Here is an 18,463-nt window from a genome sequence, read left to right as displayed (position 1 = left end):
TCAGTCCTTGGAAACAAAAAATAAAGTCCTCACTACGAACTTAATAGATTAGTAGTGAGGACTTTAATCCTAAAACTTAGGTGCTACTAAGCCGCAGCCAAATTTTCGGCTGCGAAATCCCAGTTAGCCAAATTATCCAAGAAATTAGTAATGTAGTCGGGACGGCGGTTTTGGAAATCCAAATAATAAGCGTGTTCCCACACATCCAAAGTCAGCAAAGGAGTTTGGCCGTGTACTACCGGAGTGTCGGCATTCGCAGTTTTGGTAACTTTCAAAGTACCGTTGTCCAAAACCAGCCAAGCCCAGCCACTGCCGAACTGAGTTGTCGCAGCAGCCTTGAATTCTTCTTTGAATTTGTCGAAGCTGCCAAAGTCGGCCTTGATTTTATCAGCTAAAGCTCCTGTCGGAGTGCCGCCACCACCTGGTTTGAGCGACTTCCAAAAGAAATTGTGGTTCCAAACTTGACCTGCATTGTTGAAAATGCCAGATTTGGATGGGTCTTTAGCAGATGCCATCACAATTTCTTCCAGGGATTTGCTGGCAAGTTCCGTGCCTTCAATCATTTTGTTGAGATTGGTCACGTAAGCAGCGTGGTGCTTATCGTGGTGAAACGAAAACGTGTTAGCCGACATATGATCTGACTCTAAGGCATCAGCGGCGAAGGGTAATGGTGCGAGTGTAAATGCCATTGTGTTCAATCCTCTCTAGGTGGCTGTTGTTTTTCGGTTGACTTTCCGGCTTTTCATTGATTCGAGCCTAAAGTCCCTAGCTTGAGTTGATCAAGCTGTCGTAAATAATTCTTTACAATTTTTATATTTTATCTCAGTTGCAGCATTTTTGAATTTTGAATTCTGGTTTTCACCAAATCTACTAATACTATGGGCTGGCTAGCACAAACATTGCCAAGATGTCAACCCACTTGCGCGATAAATAAAAGTTTGGGGGGGGAAATGGTCAACACAGGGAAGTATGATAATAGTTATAAATAAATTAAACCTATTTTTTGTCAAAGAGTGACTTTATTTAACTTAAGCTGTAAGCAGGTCAAACAGATTGCAGGAGCTGTCAATGGAAAATCGTTCACTTAACCATACAAGTAACCCCCCGCAGTGGTTGAATTTGAAACTAATAGTCAGCGTTCTCGAAACAATTCAAGATTTAATTGTAATTTCTTTGTGTATCGGTTTGTTCAGCTTTATGGTCATCGAACTGCGAGAAATGTTTTTCTCGCTGTTACCTCCTTTGAATTTCCAGCAAGTGACGGCCGATATTCTATTTCTATTAGTTTTAGTGGAATTATTTCGGCTGCTAATTATTTATTTGCAAGAACAGCGCGTTTCGATTGGTGTGGCTGTTGAAGTTTGTATTGTATCAGTTTTGCGAGAAGTAATCGTGCGGGGAGTGCTGGAAACTCCCTGGATTCAAATATTATCAACAGGAGCATTTTTGCTGGTTTTGGGAGTGTTGTTGGTAGTCCGAGTTTGGTTGCCGCCCACCTTTGAGGGAATTGACCCGGAACGCCGTTTTGCTAGCAAAAGGAAGAATCAGTTAGAGTCAAAGTCTTCTTCAGAACCTGTTGCAGTTAATAGCAATTTTAATTCTCATTGAGTAGGGCTAAATGGCGAGTTGAGATTTGAGATTAGCTCTTTTACAGATGGTGGCGTTATTAGCCATTGTTTTCGGAAAAATAAACATGATAGCGTTCGGAATGCAAGTTTTTTGCGTTTTCCGAGGACTGGAATTCTTCACTACTATTTTATTTGATTGGGGTTGGACGATCGCGCTCCCATTACATTACATCCTGTGCGATCGCCCAACCCCAAGAACTAAGAATCGCGCTTGCGGACAGGATTCCTGGGCCGAGGGCCGACTTTAGTCCGCACTAGGAACCGTTTTTGTGTAACCGACGGGGCGCGATATTAACCCTCAGCCTGCAATTCCTCCAGACGGGCGAACACTTCTTGCGAGTGAATCGCCGGGTTAACCTTAACAAAAGTTTCCCGCAAAGTGCCTTCAGGATCAATAATAAAACTGTGCCGCGCCGAGATAAAACTCATCCAAGAACCGTAGGCTTTGCTGACTTGGCCGTCGGTATCAGCTAACAGCGGAAATTTTAAACCTTCAGCATCGCAAAATTCTGCGTGGGAGTTGACATCATCAGCGCTGATGCCGATAATTTGAGTGTTTTTTGCCAAGTATTTCGGCAAGTCTTGCTGGAATCGACGCGCTTCGATCGTACAACCCGATGTAAAATCTTTGGGATAGAAATAGACTACCAGCCACTTACCGCGATAATCGGAGAGGGACACTTGTCCGCCGCCACTGTTTGTCGGCAAACTAAAATCCGGTGCAGCTTGATTCACCGCCGGCAGCTTGCCGCCGAGGGCAAAGGCAGGGGCCGCAAAATTATAACTGAGAAAGACTAGACAAATTGCCAATAAAGTGCTAAAAAACTTGCGGCGGGAAATCATAAATTCACAAGTAGAATTGTACTTAAGACAAGTTTACAGTTTTCTGATTAAATGGGTAGGGGCAATTCGCGGATTGCTTCTGAAACCAAATCCGGTGTTAGCTACCCTTTGATGATTCGGCGGTTAAAACCGCTTCTCGACAGAGGGAACCAGCCTTGGCAGGTTAAGAAATAAAGCGGATATTTAGCCAGGATTTGGTATTAGTCAAGAGATAACTCACTCAAATCACAATTTACTTATGAGCGCTGCACTCCCGTTAACAGGCAAAGTTACAGTAGTCCAGGTAATTAACGGTCAACCCGTTGCGATCGAAGTTGACGGCACTAATGCCCCGATTACTGGGGGAAATTTTGTTGATTTAGTTGAACGGGGCATCTACGATGGGGTGATGTTTCACCGAGTGGTACGCCAGCCAGATCCTTTTGTGGTGCAAGGAGGCGATCCGCGCAGCAAAGATCCTACAATTCCCGCAAGTCAATTGGGAACAGGTAATTTTATTGACCCGGATACTAATGGGCCGCGTTTTATTCCTTTGGAAATCAAGCCGCAAGGCGCGGCGCAACCTGTTTACAACCAAGTTGTGACTCAGACACCGCAGTTGAAGCACACTGCCGGGGCTGTGGCAATGGCTCGGGCTACTGCTTTGAATTCGGCTTCTTCGCAGTTCTATTTTGCTTTGGATACTTTGCCGTTTTTGGATGGCAATTATGCTGTTTTTGGCAATGTTGTTCAAGGTTTTGAAACGGTGAATGCGGTGCAGCAGGGCGATCGCATTTCGAGCGCTAAAGTCGTTGGAGGAATCGTCCCGAGTCGGGTTTCCAACATCATTAGCGATACTGGTTTGCTGAACAATTTGGTTAATACTACCAATTTTGTCAATCTGTCTTTGCGAGCGCTCAGATTGCCTGATGCCCCGAATAACTATCAAGTTACCACCCAAGATTCTCAGCAAAACCCCAGCGGCGTGCTCGGCGGTAGTGGAAACGATCGCATCGTCGGTTCGCCGATTGATGATGCCATTAACGGTAGCCAAGGCAATGATACTATTACAGGCGAAGCAGGCAACGACTTCCTTAGAGGTGGCAAAGGTAACGACTTAATTAGTGGCGGTGTTGGCAACGATATTATCAACGGAAATCTCGGCGACGATACTATCAATGGCGATGCTGGTAACGATTTTTTGAGAGGTGGCAAAGGGAATGACGTGTTAATTGGTGGTGATGGCAACGATATTTTGATTGGAGATTTAGGCAACGACACTCTCACTGGTGGCGCAGGTGCAGATACTTTTGTTTTAATCGCAGGTGATGGAGAAACGGATACAATTACTGATTTTATATCGCAGCAGGGCGATCGCATTGGCATTGGCGGTACCAGTTTGGCAAGTCTGGTATTTACTCAATCTGGAAGCAACACTTTAATTCAATCAGGCGGGGCTACTTTGGCTAATGTTCAAAATGCTACGGCCGCAGCAGTTCAAAGTGCTGTTTTTGCCGTTGATTTTGCTACTATTTCCCGTCCGAATGACTTGCCAGTAGGCGACGCTGCGTTCAGAATCGGCTAACTTTAACCTATAGGTGTAGGGTGCTGATATCGCACCTTACGCGACGATCGATTCCTAATTCCCGATTTCCAAATTCAATTAATACCGCAGTTGTCTAATTTGAGCGAGCGATCTTTCATATGAGAGATCGAACTGCTATCCGGTTTTTATGAAACAAATTGTTTGCCTACAAAGCATCTGCGAAATAACCGGATTATTCGCGATCGCCCGTCACGGCCAGAGTTAAGTCGATGTCTGGGTCAACCGCGATCGACATTTTACTAATATTTTTGAGTAATATTACCGATGAGATTTGCGGGTTATTTGCTATGCTTTGATTGTACATCAAGAATTTATCGCGCAAATTAGTGTCAATGAACAGAGTTCTGAGGTTGAAAACTTTAGCTGCTACAGTGCTGGCGATCGCCCTGTTCACTCTCTACTTAACTCCTCCTGCGATGGCCGCGAATGCCGAGGATTTGAGTCAGCTATTAAAAGATAATTGGTGCGTCAGCTTTTTGTGGAAGCAGTGCGATTTGAGCGCTGCCGATTTGCAGGGAGTTAATCTCACTGAAGCCAACTTGAGTGGCGCTAATTTGTCCGGCGCTAACTTGTCTGGTGCTAATTTAAAAAATGCTGACCTTTCGGGCGCAGATCTCAGCCGCGCCAATTTGACAAATGCTGATATTTTGGGTACTACTCTCAGTCGAGCAAATTTGACTGAAGCTAATTTAAACCGCACCAAATTGTGGGACGCTAATCTGACTCTAGCAAATCTCAGTCGCGCCAACCTACAAGATGCTAATGTGTTAGATTCTCGACTTTGGGGAAGCAATCTCACTGAAGCTAATTTAACTGATGCGACGCTGCACGGTGCTGACTTGCAATATGCTAATTTGGCAAATACGAACTTGACAGGTGCCGACTTGCACAGCTTTTATTTTAGAGGTTCCAAACAAGTCACAAATCTGAGCAATGCTAATTTAGAAGGTGCTATTTTAACGAAAGCAAATTTCAGAGGTGCGGTGCTGGCTGGGGCAATAATGCCCGACGGATCTATTAATGAAGAAGTTGGCTTTAATTTAAAGTAAACTCGCTTTGAATTATCTCCCAAACCAGTAATAACAGGTAAAATGCCTGTTTCACAATGCCTGACTTTTTTCAGGCTTTCCTGCCTGTTCCACAATGTATTAATTTTCTGAACCAGTCAACAAAAGTTCCTAAAAGCTGGTTGAGGATGGTGTCAAGATTCCGTTAAAAGCAGGGTGCGATCGACCTTTCAACTCCCAACCAGTCAATATCGCTAAAATCTATCTCAAATTTCCGACCGAAGCTGCACGCATCTGTTACAATTTTTAACAGAGCCAGAACAGCACGCCCGTCTGAATTCACCGGAAATCGAAAAAACTAGATATTTAGTTTAACCTCTCAGATTACTCTAAAATCTAAAATCTAAAATCTAAAATCGACACTGGAGTCAATCTAAAATTATTCAATCTAAAATCTAAAATCGACTGATGGAAACCTTGGAAACCCTACTTTACGAACTCGCACAATTTGCTAATAATTTAGTCAACACTCAACTGACTCATCTAAGTTTAGTCAGCGTCGGAGTCATCTTTTTGGCAGGGTTGCTAACGAGCTTAACGCCCTGTATGCTTTCCATGTTGCCGATTACGATCGGCTACATCGGCGGATACGAAGCAAAAAGCCGCCTCCAAGCCGCCACCCAGTCTGCATGGTTTTCCTTGGGTTTGGCGACAACCCTTGCGGGTTTAGGCATTGTAGCATCATTTGCCGGCCAAATTTATGGCAAAATTGGTCTGGGTTTGCCGATCGTTGTCAGCATCATCGCTATTTTAATGGGGCTGAATTTACTCGAAGCTTTACCCTTGCAAATGCCGTCTTTTGACGCTGCGGGCTGGGTGCCGAAAAATTTGCCCGCAGCGGTGCGATCGTACTTATTGGGCTTAACTTTTGGTTTAGTAGCGTCTCCCTGCAGCACGCCTGTTTTAGCGACGCTGTTAGCTTGGGTTTCCAAAACGGGAGATGTTGTTTTAGGTGGTGTGTTGCTGCTGTTTTACGCCGCTGGCTACGTCGCTCCCCTAATTATAGCCGGGACTTTTACCGCGAGCATTAAAAAGTTGTTAGAATTACGCAGGTGGTCGAGTTGGATTACGCCTGTCAGTGGCGTTTTGCTGGTAGGATTTGGCGTTTTTTCCCTGATTTCCCGCATACTTCCCGCGTAAGGTTGGCAGTTAGGTTTGTAGTAAGGACTTTAGTTATTGTTGAGTAAAGATATAGCAATTATTACAAAATTGGCGTTTTTTTTGGCGAACCGCGAAGACGCGAAGTACACGAAGGAAGAACAAAGAAAGACTTGACAATTGATTGATAATTGCTAGATAAGAACTGTTTATTCCGTCTTCCCTCTTCCTTCTTCTCTCTTCCGACGGACTTACATCCGTTACATCCGTTACATCCGTTACATCCGTTACATCCCGTACATTGCTCGTTGCCGAACTTCCTTCTTCATAATTACCAATGACATCAAAAGAAGTATTTCTATCTAAACTATCAAACTGGGCGACTGCGCCTCAAAGGTTTTTCAAGCGAGAAATTTTGCCGGTGCTGGCAGATTTGCGGCTGGCAATTATTTTGTTGCTGGCGATCGCACTTTTCAGCATTTCTGGCACAGTGATAGAACAAGGCCAATCGGTAGAGTTTTACCAATCCAACTATCCCGAACACCCGGCTTTGTTCGGCTTCCTAACTTGGAAAGTTGTACTGATTGCAGGATTAGACCATGTTTACCGCACTTGGTGGTTTTTGTCAATCCTAATTTTGTTCGGCAGTAGCTTGACAGCTTGCACTTTTACCAGACAATTTCCGGCGCTAAAAGCCGCCCGCCGCTGGAAATTTTATGAAGAACCAAAGCAGTTTGAAAAGTTAGCTCTGAGTGCGGAGTTAGAAACAGTTCCTTTAACTTCGTTAGAACAACTTTTGCAGCAAAAAAACTACCGCATCTTTCGAGAAGGTGAAAAAGTTTATGCTCGCAAGGGCATAATTGGCAAAATTGGCCCGATTATTGTTCACGCCAGTATGCTAATTATTTTAGCTGGGTCGATGTGGGGCTCGCTGACGGGGTTTCTCGGTCAAGAAATGGTGGCTAGCGGTGAAAATTTTAAGGTGCAGAATATTATGGATGCTGGGCCTTGGGCGGGGCCGCAAATACCGAAGGATTGGTCGATGCGCGTGAATCGGTTCTGGATCGATTATAGTCCGAGCGGGGCGATCGACCAATTTTACTCGGATCTGTCGGTTTTGGACAAAACAGGCCAAGAGGTCGATCGCAAAACCATTCACGTTAACGAGCCTCTGAGATATCGGGGAGTGACTTTTTATCAAGCAGATTGGGCGATCGCCGCCGTGCGAGTCCGCCTCAACAAAAGCCCGGTTTTGCAACTACCAATGGCTCAGTTAGACACTCAAGGTCAAGGCAGAATTTGGGGTGCTTGGATTCCGACAAAACCAGATTTGAGTGCAGGAGTTTCTCTGCTAGCAAAGGACTTGCAAGGAACGATGTTAATCTACGGTACCGATGGTAAATTATTAACTACAGTTCGCGCCGGCACCGCTGTAGAAGTTAACGGCGTGATGCTGACAATTGACGAAGTTGTAGGCAGCACGGGATTGCAAATTAAGGCTGATCCGGGGATTCCGCTCGTCTATACTGGCTTCGGGTTGCTGATGCTCAGTGTGTTGATGAGCTATTTGTCTCACTCGCAGATTTGGGCTTTGGAGAAAAACGGCAAACTCTATGTGGGCGGGCGCACTAATCGCGCTCAGGTGACTTTTGAAAGAGAAGTTGTGGAGATTTTGGACAAGTTGGCCGAATCGAAAACAGCAGAGGGAAAAAGTGGAATATCCCCGACTTCTCTAGCCAGTCAAAGTTAACCGCACCAATCTGTAAGGTGCACGCTGTGCACCTTACACCAAGGGCTCGAACGAAAAATAAAATAAACAATAAATGTGGATAAAAAAATAGAATTTAGTCAACACGCCTTGCTGAAAATAGAAATTCTCGAAAGTCACGGGGTTACAATTTCAACAGATTTAATTTCCGAAACTGTTAGATAGCCGAGTTGGGTAGAAGCAAGCGGTCAAGGGAAGTTTATTTGCAAAAAAAGATTGAATGGACTTGTCCTAAGAGTGGTCTACCAAGAATATTCAGATAGAATTTTAGTAATTACTGCTTATCCTGGTAAGAGGTCAAGATATGAAAAAGATTAGATATAGCCCTGATGTAGATGCGATGCTGATTGAAATTTCCGATCCTCTTCGAGGGCTTCGCCAACGCCCGATCGCCTATGCCGAAGATGAAGGGCAAATGATTCTCCACTATTCTAGCAGTGGAGAACTGGTATTGATCGAAATATTAGACGTCAAACAATTTATCTCGTTAGAAGCTTTTTCTGAAGCAGTTAAGTAGGGTGCTCTACTCTAGCGTTATTTTTCGATCCAAACCAACAGTCTCACTGACGCACCCTTGCAAAAAACGGTGCGTCAGAATCATGCTTTTGGTGCTGATTGAGAATCTCAAACCTGACGCACCCTACCGCAATAAGTACCAGCCGCAGAAGACTCTACCTTCTACTTTTCGTGCCGCACCTCAATCACAGTGTGTACGTTCCCCCTCGGAGAAAAATCGCCCTTCACCGTCGCTTCGAGCGGCGAGCAAGCAGCGACAAAATCGTCTAAAATTTGATTGATCGATTCTTCGTGAGAAATGTAGCGATCGCGATAACTGTTAACATACAATTTCAGGGCCTTCAATTCCACCACCCGCTCGTCTGGCACGTAAGTAACGTGAATTGTGGCAAAATCTGGATAGCCAGAAAACGGACACTTGCAAGTAAACTCCGGCAAAGTAATGTTAATCGTATAGCGCCGCCCGACTCGCGGATTCGGAAAAGTAATTAACTGCCCTTCCAAAATCTCGCGTTCGCCGTATTTCATTTCTTCGGTACTTGACTTTTGCGACATACTTTGTTCGGTTTGCTGGTGATTCATAGCGATCGACTAAAAATTTCTAACATTTAACTAAACTCACTATTAATATTTTTAACAAATATCTTGACGAATTGTATTGCGATCGATCTAATTGCAAATACTCTCAGGCTAAACTAAAAAAAGTTCACCCTCGCCAACTACTATGCAAAATACTACCTTATCTGACAATACATCCCCTGAAAACTCCAATAGTTACTCTCCATCGGTACCGATTTCGCTCTATCGAGAAGTCACCGCCGAATTGCAAGCCGCCCAAGCCATGCTTGACTCCCTCAAAACCCACAACCAGCAATTAGTCCAACAAAATCAACAACTGCGGCGAGAAGTAGAAACAGTAGTTCAAGTATCCCAACAACTACAGCAAGTAGTCAACTCGGCCCAAAGCCTCACCCAGACAGGGATGCCGCAAATGCCCTCAGTCAAATTCAATTTTAGCGTTGAACCGGAGCCTCCAGAACCTGTCATCTCGCGGGGTAGCTCTACCATACCTCAACCACCTCAGACAGTGGCTTTTCCCTTTCCCGTACCGGAAACCTCGCCCACACCCCCTCCGACACCCGAAACGCTTCCAGAAAAATTATTTTCAGAGGTGCAGGAAATTCCTTACCGCATTCGCTCTCAACCCAAAAAATCCTCAGACTTAAGCGGATTGTGGTTGGCCATCGCGATTTTTTTGATTGTTATTGCCGCCTTCGGTGCTGGTTATTTAGTTGTTCGCCCTTTATTAATGAAAAAGTAATTTCCAACAAGAATCCCACAGCCCGAGCCGTGGGATTTTTACCAAAACCTAGCATAAAATGTTCAAAGTTACGCTAATTGGCCATTATACTCTGGCGGCACTCGTTTCTAATGGACGAGGCGCATACTGCTCTTCACAAGCAGAACCTAGGCTGCCCACCCCGGGCTCGAAACCGCGCGTAAACTCAGTGAGTTTTACCTGTTTAGCTTCCAAAGCTGACTGTAGCACCTTCATGGCCTTGTGAGGGTCTCCGGCTCCGCAGAAAAATAAGTCTGCAGCAAAATAACCGTGTTCAGGCCAAGTATGGATTGCTATATGAGACTCTGCCAAAGTTGCAGTAGCCGTTACTCCGTGAGGACTAAACTGGTGCACGCACAAATCGATGAGAGTAGCTCCTCCGGCTTCGATCGCATCGAGTATGGCGCGGCGGATACGTTCAGGATCGTTGAGCAGGTCTCCTGGAGACTGCCAAGCATCAGCGATCAGATGGGTTCCCAATTGTTTCATTCTGCGGGGTTTTACCTCTAACTCACAATTCGTATCAAACCTTTTGACGATAGCACGCTGTAAAAAATTTTGCAAGTAGTCTACCCAAAAAATCAAAAAATAGTGGTGAAGCGCGATCGTCCGAATAATTTTGGCACTTTAGGAGGAGCAACCTGTAGCAAATATATGTAATAATCGGTTGGTGAAATCATAGAGAATTATATTCCGTGAATCCCTTAAAAGTTTGGAAAAAAATTGCTCTGTTTGTTAGCTTAATGCTGTTATCGCTTTCGGGTGTCAAAACAGCCGCCTCTGCTACTTCCCCGGCAACAACCTTACAAGCTCAAAATTGCCCCTACGGAGGCAAACCTCTGCCCTTCGCTCAAGTCGTCACCGACAAAGATCCCCTCACTATCCGTTCCTCCCCCAACGGCCAGGTTATCGGTTTAGTTCCAAAAGGCTGGCAAGTCGTTACGGGCGATCGAGACGCAACGGGAAAGTGGGTAAAAATTGGCAGTCACTTTAGTTCTAACACCCAAACTCTTCGCGAAGGCAGGTTTATGAGTGCACCTTATTTCCGAGTGGGTTGGGTTTTTAAAAGTTATCTAAAACCTTTAGGAGATTCTTGCGAAAAGCCACTGAACGCACAGCGGGGAATTTTGCCAGAAGTATCAGATAAACAACAAGTTTTGATTAATCAAGATTGGCTGCAAATCGGAGATCAAATCGCCAGCCAAAACTCTGAAAAATAATTTGATCTTAATGAAATACGCATAAAAACCACAGCGCAGCCTGCAAAATTCGAGCGATAACAGCTTATGAGAGAATTGAGCGATCGCACCGCCATCAACTTAAAAAAAGTCTTAGAAGTTGCCCTAACTCTCCCCGGAAATTACCACCGCTTTTTGCAAGCTGGACTAATTGATTCCGACTCTGGGTTAAAACAACTTGTAACCGATTGGCAAACTGCTTTTAGTAACTTGCAGCCCATAGACAAACAAACTGTCCGGCAAAATCCAGGGTTATTTCTGGCAACTGCTGACGATTTAGTTTATCGAGGAATGACTAGCGGAACTTCCGGTGATTTTTTTACTTACTTTGCCGGTAATGAGTGGAATCAAGCGCGTTTATTGGCGCGCCAACGCGCTTTAGGTTGGTGGGGAATTGACGAACAAGTCCCAATTATTAATCTCGCCAGCCGCTTGCAGCCCCTGCGAGTTAACGATATTTCGTTAATTGGAAATATCACCGCCGATTGGCTGCAAAATTTAAAGGAATTGTTGCAAATTAAGCCGGCGGTAATTCGAGGTTATCCCAGTCGTTTGTCGGAAGTAGCGGCCGCCCTAGTTGGGCATTCATTTCCTGCTGTTTTAGGAGTTATTTGTACCGGTGAGGTTTTATTTGAATTTCAAAAACAGTTACTTAAATCAATTTTTCAAACTTCTGTGATTAACGAGTACGGTTGCCAAGAAACTGGGATTTCGGGCTTGAGTTGTCCTGAATGCGGGCGACTGCATTTAGATGTCGATCGCTGTTTTTATGAAATTATTGACGGTGAATTAGTCACTACAGATTTATTCAATTATACAATGCCTTTGATTCGCTATAAATGTGGCGATCGCCTGCAATTAGATTTTGAGGCGTGTCTTTGCGGGCGATCGCAAATAACCGCCAAAATTCTGGGCCGCAGTCAAGAACCAATTAAGACTCAGCAAGGCTGGAAATATCCGGGAGAAATCTGTTTACCTAAATTTCCGGGGATTCTGAATTATCAGATAGTCAAGCAAAATCAATTAGATGTAGATATTTGGCTGCAAGTCGAACCGCAGCAAGTTCTCGATCTGCAACCTTTACAGCTTTGGTTAGAAAATTTATTTGGAGAAGTTCGAGGGAGAGTTATTGTAGATTCATCGGATTTAAGTCAACTGGAAAATACCCAAAGTTGTAGCGATCTAGAGTGGATCGAATGGGTGACGAAAAAATCTTGGCGCGAGTGGTTGGAATTGGGTTTATTACCCGCAGGAGAAGCGAGAGAAATTGCATTATTGTTGAAAAGTTTAATTCAGCCGACAGCGATGGTAAATTCGGGGATTTCGCCGTTGGCGCAGCCCTCGAAGAGGATCGCCCAACAAGCGATCGCAAAACTTTTGCAACCTTCACCTTGTCGGGAATTAGCAGTAGAATTGATGTCTGTACGAGTATTGCTGTTGACGTGCAGCTTTTTAGCCGATCGCCCAACCAGACAAAATATCTACCACAGCGCCCAGCAACGTTTAGCCGAGATGAATTGCGGCGAATATTCCGCGATGGTAGATTTACTAATTCCCAGTTTAGGATTCGACAGCAACACCGCTAGATCCATCTGGGAAAATACCAATTTACCCGATTCTGGCAAGCTAGATGTATTTAATATTCAGCACTTATTAGCAGCATTCAATCTCGCAGCAAGCACAGCCAAACGCGAAAATCCCAAAATCGCGATCGCCTGGAAACCAATTTTATCTATTTTAATCGGAGATTTAAATTTTTGGGCCTCCAGATTCCAGATTCAAATTTTAGCATCCTGGTGGGAGTTGGTCAACGGAAAAACCCTCGCATCCAGCAACCACCGACAAACAACGGGCGATTCCTTTTTAGACGCTTGGTTAACTTGGCGGCAAGCAATTTTGGGCGATCGCGCATCAGCTACCACAGCATTGTTTCAGTTACAAGCCACAGCAACTTTACCTACAGAAATAGCACGAGTCGAACTCGAACAAGGATATGCTAAACTACTTTGGCAAGAACCACTTAACCCCGTAGAATGGTTAGATAAAATTCAAAACAATGCTGGACTAATTAGCACCAACTTGCCCGATCGAGATATCGATCCCATACCTTGGATACCGCTTTTGTGGAAATTAGCCCCACTTTGGTTAGCACGGGGAGAATCGGAATTAGCTTATCAGTGTTTAATTGCCGCCGCCCCGCCGAATATGCGGGCTTCGGGATTTGAAAGATTAGCACGAGAAATGAATTACAAACAATCCACAATTTGCGATCGAGCCAATGGTAAGTTTAACTTTAATTATCCTGGGTAAAAGTCATCTGGGCTGGTCAACGAATGCAATGGGCGCTTTGCAACACAATGGACTCTATCAATTAAAACATATAATTGGGATCGATCCCTCAAATCATCAGGGTGAAAGTACAATTTACACATTCGATAAAGATGATGTTGATTTTTGCGTCTTTAATATTGAATCTTTTGCATCGTGTTTGAAAGTTTTACAGACAATTAATACAGAAGTCACTGCAATTTTAACGGCTAATACGCCGGTAATGTTTTTGCCGCCTCAACTAACAAATTTCGCACTAGCATCCTTACCTCCAGCGGTGGTATTACCACTAGAAACTGCCAAACAACATCCTCTCCCCGCCTTGGGCTGGATGGCGTCAACGCCTTTGCTAAAAGCAGCACTACCGCAGTTAGAAATAAATCGCTGGAGTCTTTTAGGAGTTGCTAGAGAATTAGAACGGCAAAATATCGCTTTTAATTGGGGAACTACTAACATAAATTTTGCCAGTTTAGACTCGGATGATTATCCCAAAATAAATCGTTCTATTTCCTCTACAAGTTCAGAGAATATTGCTGAAAAAAACATCAAAGCTACAAATAATCATTTAATTACAAATCAATCTCGCGTCCTGGCGGTGATTCCCCATTATCGCTGCGAACAATTTTTGCATCGCTGCTTGCAGTCCCTAGTAAGTCAAACTAGACCTCTGGATGGTATTGTGGTGCTTGACGATGGCTCGGATTCGCCACCTATCGATATTGTCCGAGAGTTTCCGGGAGTAACTTTATTAGCTTCGGCTGTGAATGTCGGGCCTTACCGCTTAATTCAACAGGCGATCGAACTAACAAATTATGATGCTTATTTGTTCCAAGATGCTGATGATTGGTCGAGCGAAAATCGCTTAGAATTGTTGTTAGCAGCAGCAGAAAATACTGGTGCTGAATTAGTGGGGACGCAGGAATTGCGCGCATTTGAAGATGATAGGCTGTTACCTGTTGTTTATCCTCTCAATGTCAGCGCCGCCCTAGCAGAAAAACCGGGACATCCGCTGTTACACCCTACTAGCTTAGTTTCGCGGGATTTAGTTTTAAGGTTGGGCGGTTTTGCTACGGGGTTGCGGTTTTCTGGAGATAGTGAGTTTTTGCTGCGATCGCACTTTGCTGCAAAAATAGTTAATATTCCTGACTTTGCTTATTTTCGCCGACACCGAGAGGGTTCGCTAACTACCGATCGACAAACTGGACTAGATGCTCCGGTGCGTTTAGAATTGATTCAGCAACTCAAGAGTAGAGCGATCGCCAATACTGCGGCGGTGCGCGAGGGTAAACTACCAGATTTGCGTCCTTTTAAGACAGCACAGGCGATCGAACTCAATTATATTACCGGTGCTTCCTTAAACGGGGCAAGCTAATACTATTTTAGATTTGAGATTGATTTTATACTTGGCAATTCCTTGTTTAGCTACCCTCTTTTTTCAAACTGTTATAAACATCATGTTACAGGTAATTATCCCCGTTAAAAATCGTCCCGAAATCGGCGACTGCGTGCGATCGCTTTTAGGGAGTTTCCCCGTCACTAAAATCATTATTTGCGATGGTGGCACAACAGAACCTCAATGTTTAACTGCTTTACAAAATTTATCCAACTCCGAACAAATAGAGTGGTTAAAATATCCTCAATCCGACTTTAATAAATCTCAGTTAATCAATCAAGGAATTCTCCACGTTACCAGCGAATATTTGCTAATTTCCGATGCAGACATTATCTGGAATCAGCAGGCAATTTTACAATTATTCTACTCTGTTATATCCCCAAACAGTCTAAAATTATTATCGCTTAATAATAAGAGAAAACCTGTAGAAAATCTACCGCAGTTATTGCCTGTATCTGCCAAATCGCGAGAAAATGGGATTATTTGCTGTGTGAAAACTGTCGGAGAATCTCGCCCGCAAACCGCAGCTTTGAAGCGAAAACGCTATACTTACAACATCCAGATGCGCCAACAGACTGCCACGGTTAATATTGTAGAGGCTAAATCGGGCGATCGCGATCGACCGGGCTGCGGCTTAATCTGTGCTCGCAAACAAACGCTATTACGCTTGGGAGGATACAAGCAAATTTTTACAGGTTGGGGATGGGAAGACCAAGATTTGCTAATTCGCGCTACCCTCTTGGGAATCGAGATATGCAGCGCGGGGAATCTAATCCATATTTCTCATGCGGATCGGACACGCAACCAACATCACCAGCAACTACCAACCCAGCAAACGCGCGATCTCAATATCATCTCTTGCTTGCAATCTCTCCAAAAAGGCGCTCTCTTTGGCGATTTAGTCCAACCACCAATTTTACCTCCTCAAATTTTGGAAATCACCACTAATTTTAACCCCGAATTATAGCCGTGACTGAAATTCAGTTATCCTTAATTATTACCTACCGCCAGCGAGAACACCACTTGAAAACTCAACTCGCGTGGTGGAAAACTCAAGCTTCCTCAAATTTATTATCTGTTTGCGAAATTATTTTAATTGAACTCGATCGGGTTTCTTCACCTTGGATTTTACCAGAAATTACCAACCTACCAATCAGCTACAATTATCTTCCCTGTGCGGGAACTTTTCATAAAACCAAAGCTTTGAATTTAGGTTTATCTCTGTCGCGCGGACAATGGGTGACAGCTTTTGATGTCGATCTCATTCCCTACCAAAATACCCTAGAGCGCCATTTAAAAATGGCTCAAATTTCGTCCCAAATGTTAGTCACTGGCTATCGAATGATGTGCGATAAAGCCTGCTTGGATTTTGAGCAAAATTCTGCCATAATTGAAGAGTTGAAAGTTGCGCCAGAAGATATGCCGACAGCCATATTTAAGCACTTGACACGGCGGGAACGGTTTGGAGTTGCACCCATATTTCAACGCCAGCGCTTAATAGAAATCGGGGGATGGGATGAGACATTCATTGGCTGGGGAGCAGAGGATCAAGATATTGTTGAACGCTACTTAGGAGAGGATAGATATTTTTGTCGATCGCCCGAATTAATCTACCTCCATTTAGCGCACCAACCCGATCCGAATTGGTCGGAATCTCAGTGGATAAACCAAAATCGCCAGCACTATTATACTAAACGCCAATTGTGACGGGGGCGGTTGAAACCGCGTCTACACAAACAAAGTCGGCCTGCGCCGACTGGTTTCTAAAGGGGAACCCAAACCCGGATTTGAGAGCGATCTCAAACCCGCGCTTGTGAGAAACCCAGTTTCTCAAATAAACCCGGTTTACAGGTATTATAGTTTATCGACTCAACCAGACTTGAATCAACTGTCTAATATTTGCTATTAGACATTTCCAAGAATTATTTTGAAACAGGCATAGAGCCTGTTCTTGGCTTTTAGGAGAGGTCTCTTATAGCAACAACTAACAACTACCAACTGCCAACTGCCAACTAACAACTAACAACTAACAACTTGCAACATATCAATCGCGGCTGTGAGTAGCTCCATTCGGCAAAATAGCGCCGCCCAAAGCCGCTTGATTCAAATTATCAACATTTAAGCTCGCCCCAATCAAATTCGCCTCTGACAAATTAGTTCCTGTCAAATTTGCTCCTGTCAAAGAACTTAGCAGCAAACCCGCTCCCGACAAATTGGCGTGACTCAAATTTGCCCCCCGCAAATCCGCTTCCAACAAGCTAGCACCCGACAAGTTCGCACCGCTCAAATCAGCTCCCCGCAAAGAAGCTTTGTTCAAATTCGCAGCCCTCAAATCAGCATTGTGCAGAATCAAACCATTTAAATTGGCTTTACTTAAATTAGCTCCGTGTAAGTCAGCACCGCTCAAATTAGAGCCATTTAAATTAGCACCGCTCAAGTCAGCCCCGCTCAAATCAGCACCGCTTAAATCAGCAGCGCAAACAGAAGCCTCCCGCATACTTGCTTCGCTCAAATAAGCGCCAACTAAGTTGACACCTCCGAGATTTCCGCGATTGAGATAAGCCCGAATCAAAGTTGCTCCGCTCAGGTTGGCCCCGCTCAAATCCACTTCGCTGAGAATCGCTCTAGTCAAATTTGCTTTGCTTAAGTCAACCCCGCTCATAATTGCTCGACTAAGTGTCGCCCCGCTCAAATTAGCCTCATTTAGTTTCGAGCTGCTTAACAAACAAGCTCCTACTAAACTTGCTCCAGTTAAAATAGCTTTGCTCAAGTCAGCGCGAGACAATATTGCTCCGCTGAGATTTGCCCCACTAAAATCTGCTGCGATCGCCACAGTTCCAGTTAAACTAGAAGTGCCGAGGTTAGCTTCAATTAATTTTGCTTTAGATAAATTAGCCCCGCTTAAGTCGGCACCGTTTAAATTAGCTCCAATTAGTTTGCTTCTAATTAAGTTGGCTCCTTTCAAATTAGCGTTGCTCAAATTTGTGCGACTGAGATTAGCTTCACTCAAATGAGCTGCAATGAGGTTTGCTCCTCGAAAATCTCGTTCCCCGTTTCTATGTCTAGTTAAAAGTTCATTGGCACTTAAAATTTCAGTGAAATCCATAAAAAAAGTTGAGTGAGTTTCCTTAATTTCTCGATCTTCTATGTTGTCTGAAAGTTGGTTGTATCGTGTTTGCTAGTCAGTTTTGTCGATCGATACGGCTACAGTAAAAATTATCAAAACTGGTTGATTACTAGCATCACTCTGTTAACTTAGTTATAACCAGCCCTGTAGGGCGTGTTTGATGAGTTTGGTTTAAACTCTCCAAAATACTTGAAATATCGTCAGAATGTAGGATGGCCGCCAGCACCGGCTAATCTTGAACGGTTGGCTTAAGACGGTAGCCAAAAAGTCAACCGATCGCCCAGCGATGAGAAACAAAGTCAACCGGTACGCGGTGCACACCCTAGTTTTTTACCAAATTTCAAGGGTTTCAGGCAGTTTTAACCAAGGGTTTGACACGCGCCAGACAGGGCTGCCTAGTTATAACTTACGAAAATCAACCATGTTTTTCGTAACAGATTTTGGGTTTTCCACCGAGGCAGTCATTAATAAACAGAGTTTATCGCCACCCCGCGTAAGTCCTGTAAGTCTTATTTTGCTAATAGTTAGTTGCG

The 18,463-nt window shown here is 44.2% G+C and carries 18 protein-coding genes; 12 read left to right on the top strand and 6 right to left on the bottom strand.

Features of this window, described 5'->3' with window-relative positions; translation table 11 throughout:
* Positions 1–86 precede the first annotated feature (86 nt).
* Positions 87–689, bottom strand: a complete 603-nt coding sequence (locus QUA01_RS10060; RefSeq protein WP_333092581.1) for a superoxide dismutase — start codon at positions 687–689, stop codon at positions 87–89.
* Between the two features lie 379 nt (positions 690–1,068).
* On the opposite strand from QUA01_RS10060, the gene QUA01_RS10055 reads away from it, so the two are divergent.
* Entirely contained in the window at positions 1,069–1,608 is a 540-nt protein-coding gene (locus tag QUA01_RS10055; protein ID WP_333092582.1) for a phosphate-starvation-inducible PsiE family protein, read from the top strand.
* 311 nt (positions 1,609–1,919) lie between these two features.
* On the opposite strand, the gene QUA01_RS10050 is transcribed toward QUA01_RS10055, so the two are convergent.
* Positions 1,920–2,471: a peroxiredoxin gene (locus QUA01_RS10050; protein WP_194066295.1), complete on the bottom strand. Its 552-nt coding sequence runs from the start codon at positions 2,469–2,471 to the stop codon at positions 1,920–1,922.
* 238 nt (positions 2,472–2,709) lie between these two features.
* Between QUA01_RS10050 and QUA01_RS10045 the strand changes: the two genes are divergently transcribed.
* Complete coding sequence (locus QUA01_RS10045; RefSeq protein ID WP_333092583.1) at positions 2,710–4,035, top strand: peptidylprolyl isomerase; 1,326 nt, start codon at positions 2,710–2,712, stop codon at positions 4,033–4,035.
* Between the two features lie 193 nt (positions 4,036–4,228).
* Here the strand turns inward: QUA01_RS10045 and QUA01_RS10040 are convergent, their stop codons facing one another.
* On the bottom strand, positions 4,229–4,360 hold the full coding sequence (locus tag QUA01_RS10040; RefSeq protein ID WP_333092584.1) for a hypothetical protein: 132 nt from the start codon (positions 4,358–4,360) through the stop codon (positions 4,229–4,231).
* Positions 4,361–4,388: 28 nt separating this feature from the next.
* On the opposite strand from QUA01_RS10040, the gene QUA01_RS10035 reads away from it, so the two are divergent.
* The 4 genes from QUA01_RS10035 (at position 4,389) to QUA01_RS10020 (ending at position 8,506) form a co-directional block, all read left to right on the top strand.
* Complete coding sequence (locus tag QUA01_RS10035; RefSeq protein WP_333092585.1) at positions 4,389–5,105, top strand: pentapeptide repeat-containing protein; 717 nt, start codon at positions 4,389–4,391, stop codon at positions 5,103–5,105.
* A 426-nt stretch (positions 5,106–5,531) separates the two neighbouring features.
* Entirely contained in the window at positions 5,532–6,263 is a 732-nt protein-coding gene (locus tag QUA01_RS10030) for a cytochrome c biogenesis protein CcdA (protein ID WP_194066297.1), read from the top strand.
* A 295-nt stretch (positions 6,264–6,558) separates the two neighbouring features.
* On the top strand, positions 6,559–7,971 hold the full coding sequence (locus QUA01_RS10025) for a cytochrome c biogenesis protein (RefSeq protein WP_194066298.1): 1,413 nt from the start codon (positions 6,559–6,561) through the stop codon (positions 7,969–7,971).
* 322 nt (positions 7,972–8,293) lie between these two features.
* Complete coding sequence (locus QUA01_RS10020; RefSeq protein ID WP_194066299.1) at positions 8,294–8,506, top strand: DUF2283 domain-containing protein; 213 nt, start codon at positions 8,294–8,296, stop codon at positions 8,504–8,506.
* Between the two features lie 161 nt (positions 8,507–8,667).
* On the opposite strand, the gene queF is transcribed toward QUA01_RS10020, so the two are convergent.
* Complete coding sequence (gene queF, locus QUA01_RS10015; protein WP_194008628.1) at positions 8,668–9,087, bottom strand: preQ(1) synthase; 420 nt, start codon at positions 9,085–9,087, stop codon at positions 8,668–8,670.
* A 142-nt stretch (positions 9,088–9,229) separates the two neighbouring features.
* On the opposite strand from queF, the gene QUA01_RS10010 reads away from it, so the two are divergent.
* The gene (locus QUA01_RS10010) at positions 9,230–9,826 is read left to right on the top strand and encodes a hypothetical protein (RefSeq protein WP_333092586.1); all 597 of its coding nucleotides are present in this window, start codon (positions 9,230–9,232) and stop codon (positions 9,824–9,826) included.
* A gap of 84 nt (positions 9,827–9,910) precedes the next feature.
* On the opposite strand, the gene speD is transcribed toward QUA01_RS10010, so the two are convergent.
* Positions 9,911–10,333, bottom strand: coding sequence for an adenosylmethionine decarboxylase (speD, locus tag QUA01_RS10005; protein WP_194008626.1), 423 nt, complete (start codon positions 10,331–10,333; stop codon positions 9,911–9,913).
* Between the two features lie 206 nt (positions 10,334–10,539).
* Between speD and QUA01_RS10000 the strand changes: the two genes are divergently transcribed.
* The 5 genes from QUA01_RS10000 to QUA01_RS09980 all read left to right on the top strand — a co-directional run bounded on the left by QUA01_RS10000 (position 10,540) and on the right by QUA01_RS09980 (position 16,510).
* Positions 10,540–11,064, top strand: coding sequence for an SH3 domain-containing protein (locus tag QUA01_RS10000; protein WP_194066301.1), 525 nt, complete (start codon positions 10,540–10,542; stop codon positions 11,062–11,064).
* A gap of 66 nt (positions 11,065–11,130) precedes the next feature.
* Positions 11,131–13,392 carry a hypothetical protein gene (locus QUA01_RS09995; RefSeq protein ID WP_333092587.1) on the top strand — a complete coding sequence of 754 codons (2,262 nt, stop codon included), beginning with the start codon at positions 11,131–11,133 and terminating at the stop codon, positions 13,390–13,392.
* Complete coding sequence (locus tag QUA01_RS09990) at positions 13,361–14,782, top strand: glycosyltransferase family 2 protein (protein WP_333092588.1); 1,422 nt, start codon at positions 13,361–13,363, stop codon at positions 14,780–14,782. The genes QUA01_RS09995 and QUA01_RS09990 overlap by 32 nt, the downstream gene beginning before the upstream one ends.
* Before the next feature lie 82 nt (positions 14,783–14,864).
* Positions 14,865–15,770 (top strand): glycosyltransferase, encoded by a 906-nt coding sequence (locus tag QUA01_RS09985; protein WP_333092589.1) that lies wholly within the window; start codon positions 14,865–14,867, stop codon positions 15,768–15,770.
* Between the two features lie 2 nt (positions 15,771–15,772).
* Complete coding sequence (locus QUA01_RS09980) at positions 15,773–16,510, top strand: galactosyltransferase-related protein (RefSeq protein WP_333092590.1); 738 nt, start codon at positions 15,773–15,775, stop codon at positions 16,508–16,510.
* 337 nt (positions 16,511–16,847) lie between these two features.
* Here the strand turns inward: QUA01_RS09980 and QUA01_RS09975 are convergent, their stop codons facing one another.
* The gene (locus QUA01_RS09975) at positions 16,848–17,909 is read right to left on the bottom strand and encodes a pentapeptide repeat-containing protein (RefSeq protein WP_194066305.1); all 1,062 of its coding nucleotides are present in this window, start codon (positions 17,907–17,909) and stop codon (positions 16,848–16,850) included.
* Positions 17,910–18,463 lie beyond the last annotated feature (554 nt).

Origin of the sequence: Microcoleus sp. S36a_B3, assembly GCF_036700745.1 — a bacterium.
In the GTDB taxonomy this organism is placed as follows: Bacteria; Cyanobacteriota; Cyanobacteriia; order Cyanobacteriales; family Microcoleaceae; genus Microcoleus.
The sequence above is the reverse complement of the archived record's forward strand: the minus strand, read 5'-3'. Positions and strand labels throughout refer to the sequence as shown.

Excerpts from the sequence above, each read along its gene's own strand:
- QUA01_RS10060 (WP_333092581.1), bottom strand. The coding sequence starts at position 689 with ATGGCATTTACACTCGCACCATTACCCTTCGCCGCTGATGCCTTAGAG.
- QUA01_RS10055 (WP_333092582.1), top strand. The coding sequence starts at position 1,069 with ATGGAAAATCGTTCACTTAACCATACAAGTAACCCCCCGCAGTGGTTG.
- QUA01_RS10050 (WP_194066295.1), bottom strand. The coding sequence starts at position 2,471 with ATGATTTCCCGCCGCAAGTTTTTTAGCACTTTATTGGCAATTTGTCTA.
- QUA01_RS10045 (WP_333092583.1), top strand. The coding sequence starts at position 2,710 with ATGAGCGCTGCACTCCCGTTAACAGGCAAAGTTACAGTAGTCCAGGTA.
- QUA01_RS10040 (WP_333092584.1), bottom strand. The coding sequence starts at position 4,360 with ATGTACAATCAAAGCATAGCAAATAACCCGCAAATCTCATCGGTAATA.
- QUA01_RS10035 (WP_333092585.1), top strand. The coding sequence starts at position 4,389 with ATGAACAGAGTTCTGAGGTTGAAAACTTTAGCTGCTACAGTGCTGGCG.
- QUA01_RS10030 (WP_194066297.1), top strand. The coding sequence starts at position 5,532 with ATGGAAACCTTGGAAACCCTACTTTACGAACTCGCACAATTTGCTAAT.
- QUA01_RS10025 (WP_194066298.1), top strand. The coding sequence starts at position 6,559 with ATGACATCAAAAGAAGTATTTCTATCTAAACTATCAAACTGGGCGACT.
- QUA01_RS10020 (WP_194066299.1), top strand. The coding sequence starts at position 8,294 with ATGAAAAAGATTAGATATAGCCCTGATGTAGATGCGATGCTGATTGAA.
- queF (WP_194008628.1), bottom strand. The coding sequence starts at position 9,087 with ATGAATCACCAGCAAACCGAACAAAGTATGTCGCAAAAGTCAAGTACC.
- QUA01_RS10010 (WP_333092586.1), top strand. The coding sequence starts at position 9,230 with ATGCAAAATACTACCTTATCTGACAATACATCCCCTGAAAACTCCAAT.
- speD (WP_194008626.1), bottom strand. The coding sequence starts at position 10,333 with ATGAAACAATTGGGAACCCATCTGATCGCTGATGCTTGGCAGTCTCCA.
- QUA01_RS09995 (WP_333092587.1), top strand. The coding sequence starts at position 11,131 with ATGAGAGAATTGAGCGATCGCACCGCCATCAACTTAAAAAAAGTCTTA.
- QUA01_RS09990 (WP_333092588.1), top strand. The coding sequence starts at position 13,361 with ATGGTAAGTTTAACTTTAATTATCCTGGGTAAAAGTCATCTGGGCTGG.
- QUA01_RS09985 (WP_333092589.1), top strand. The coding sequence starts at position 14,865 with ATGTTACAGGTAATTATCCCCGTTAAAAATCGTCCCGAAATCGGCGAC.
- QUA01_RS09975 (WP_194066305.1), bottom strand. The coding sequence starts at position 17,909 with ATGGATTTCACTGAAATTTTAAGTGCCAATGAACTTTTAACTAGACAT.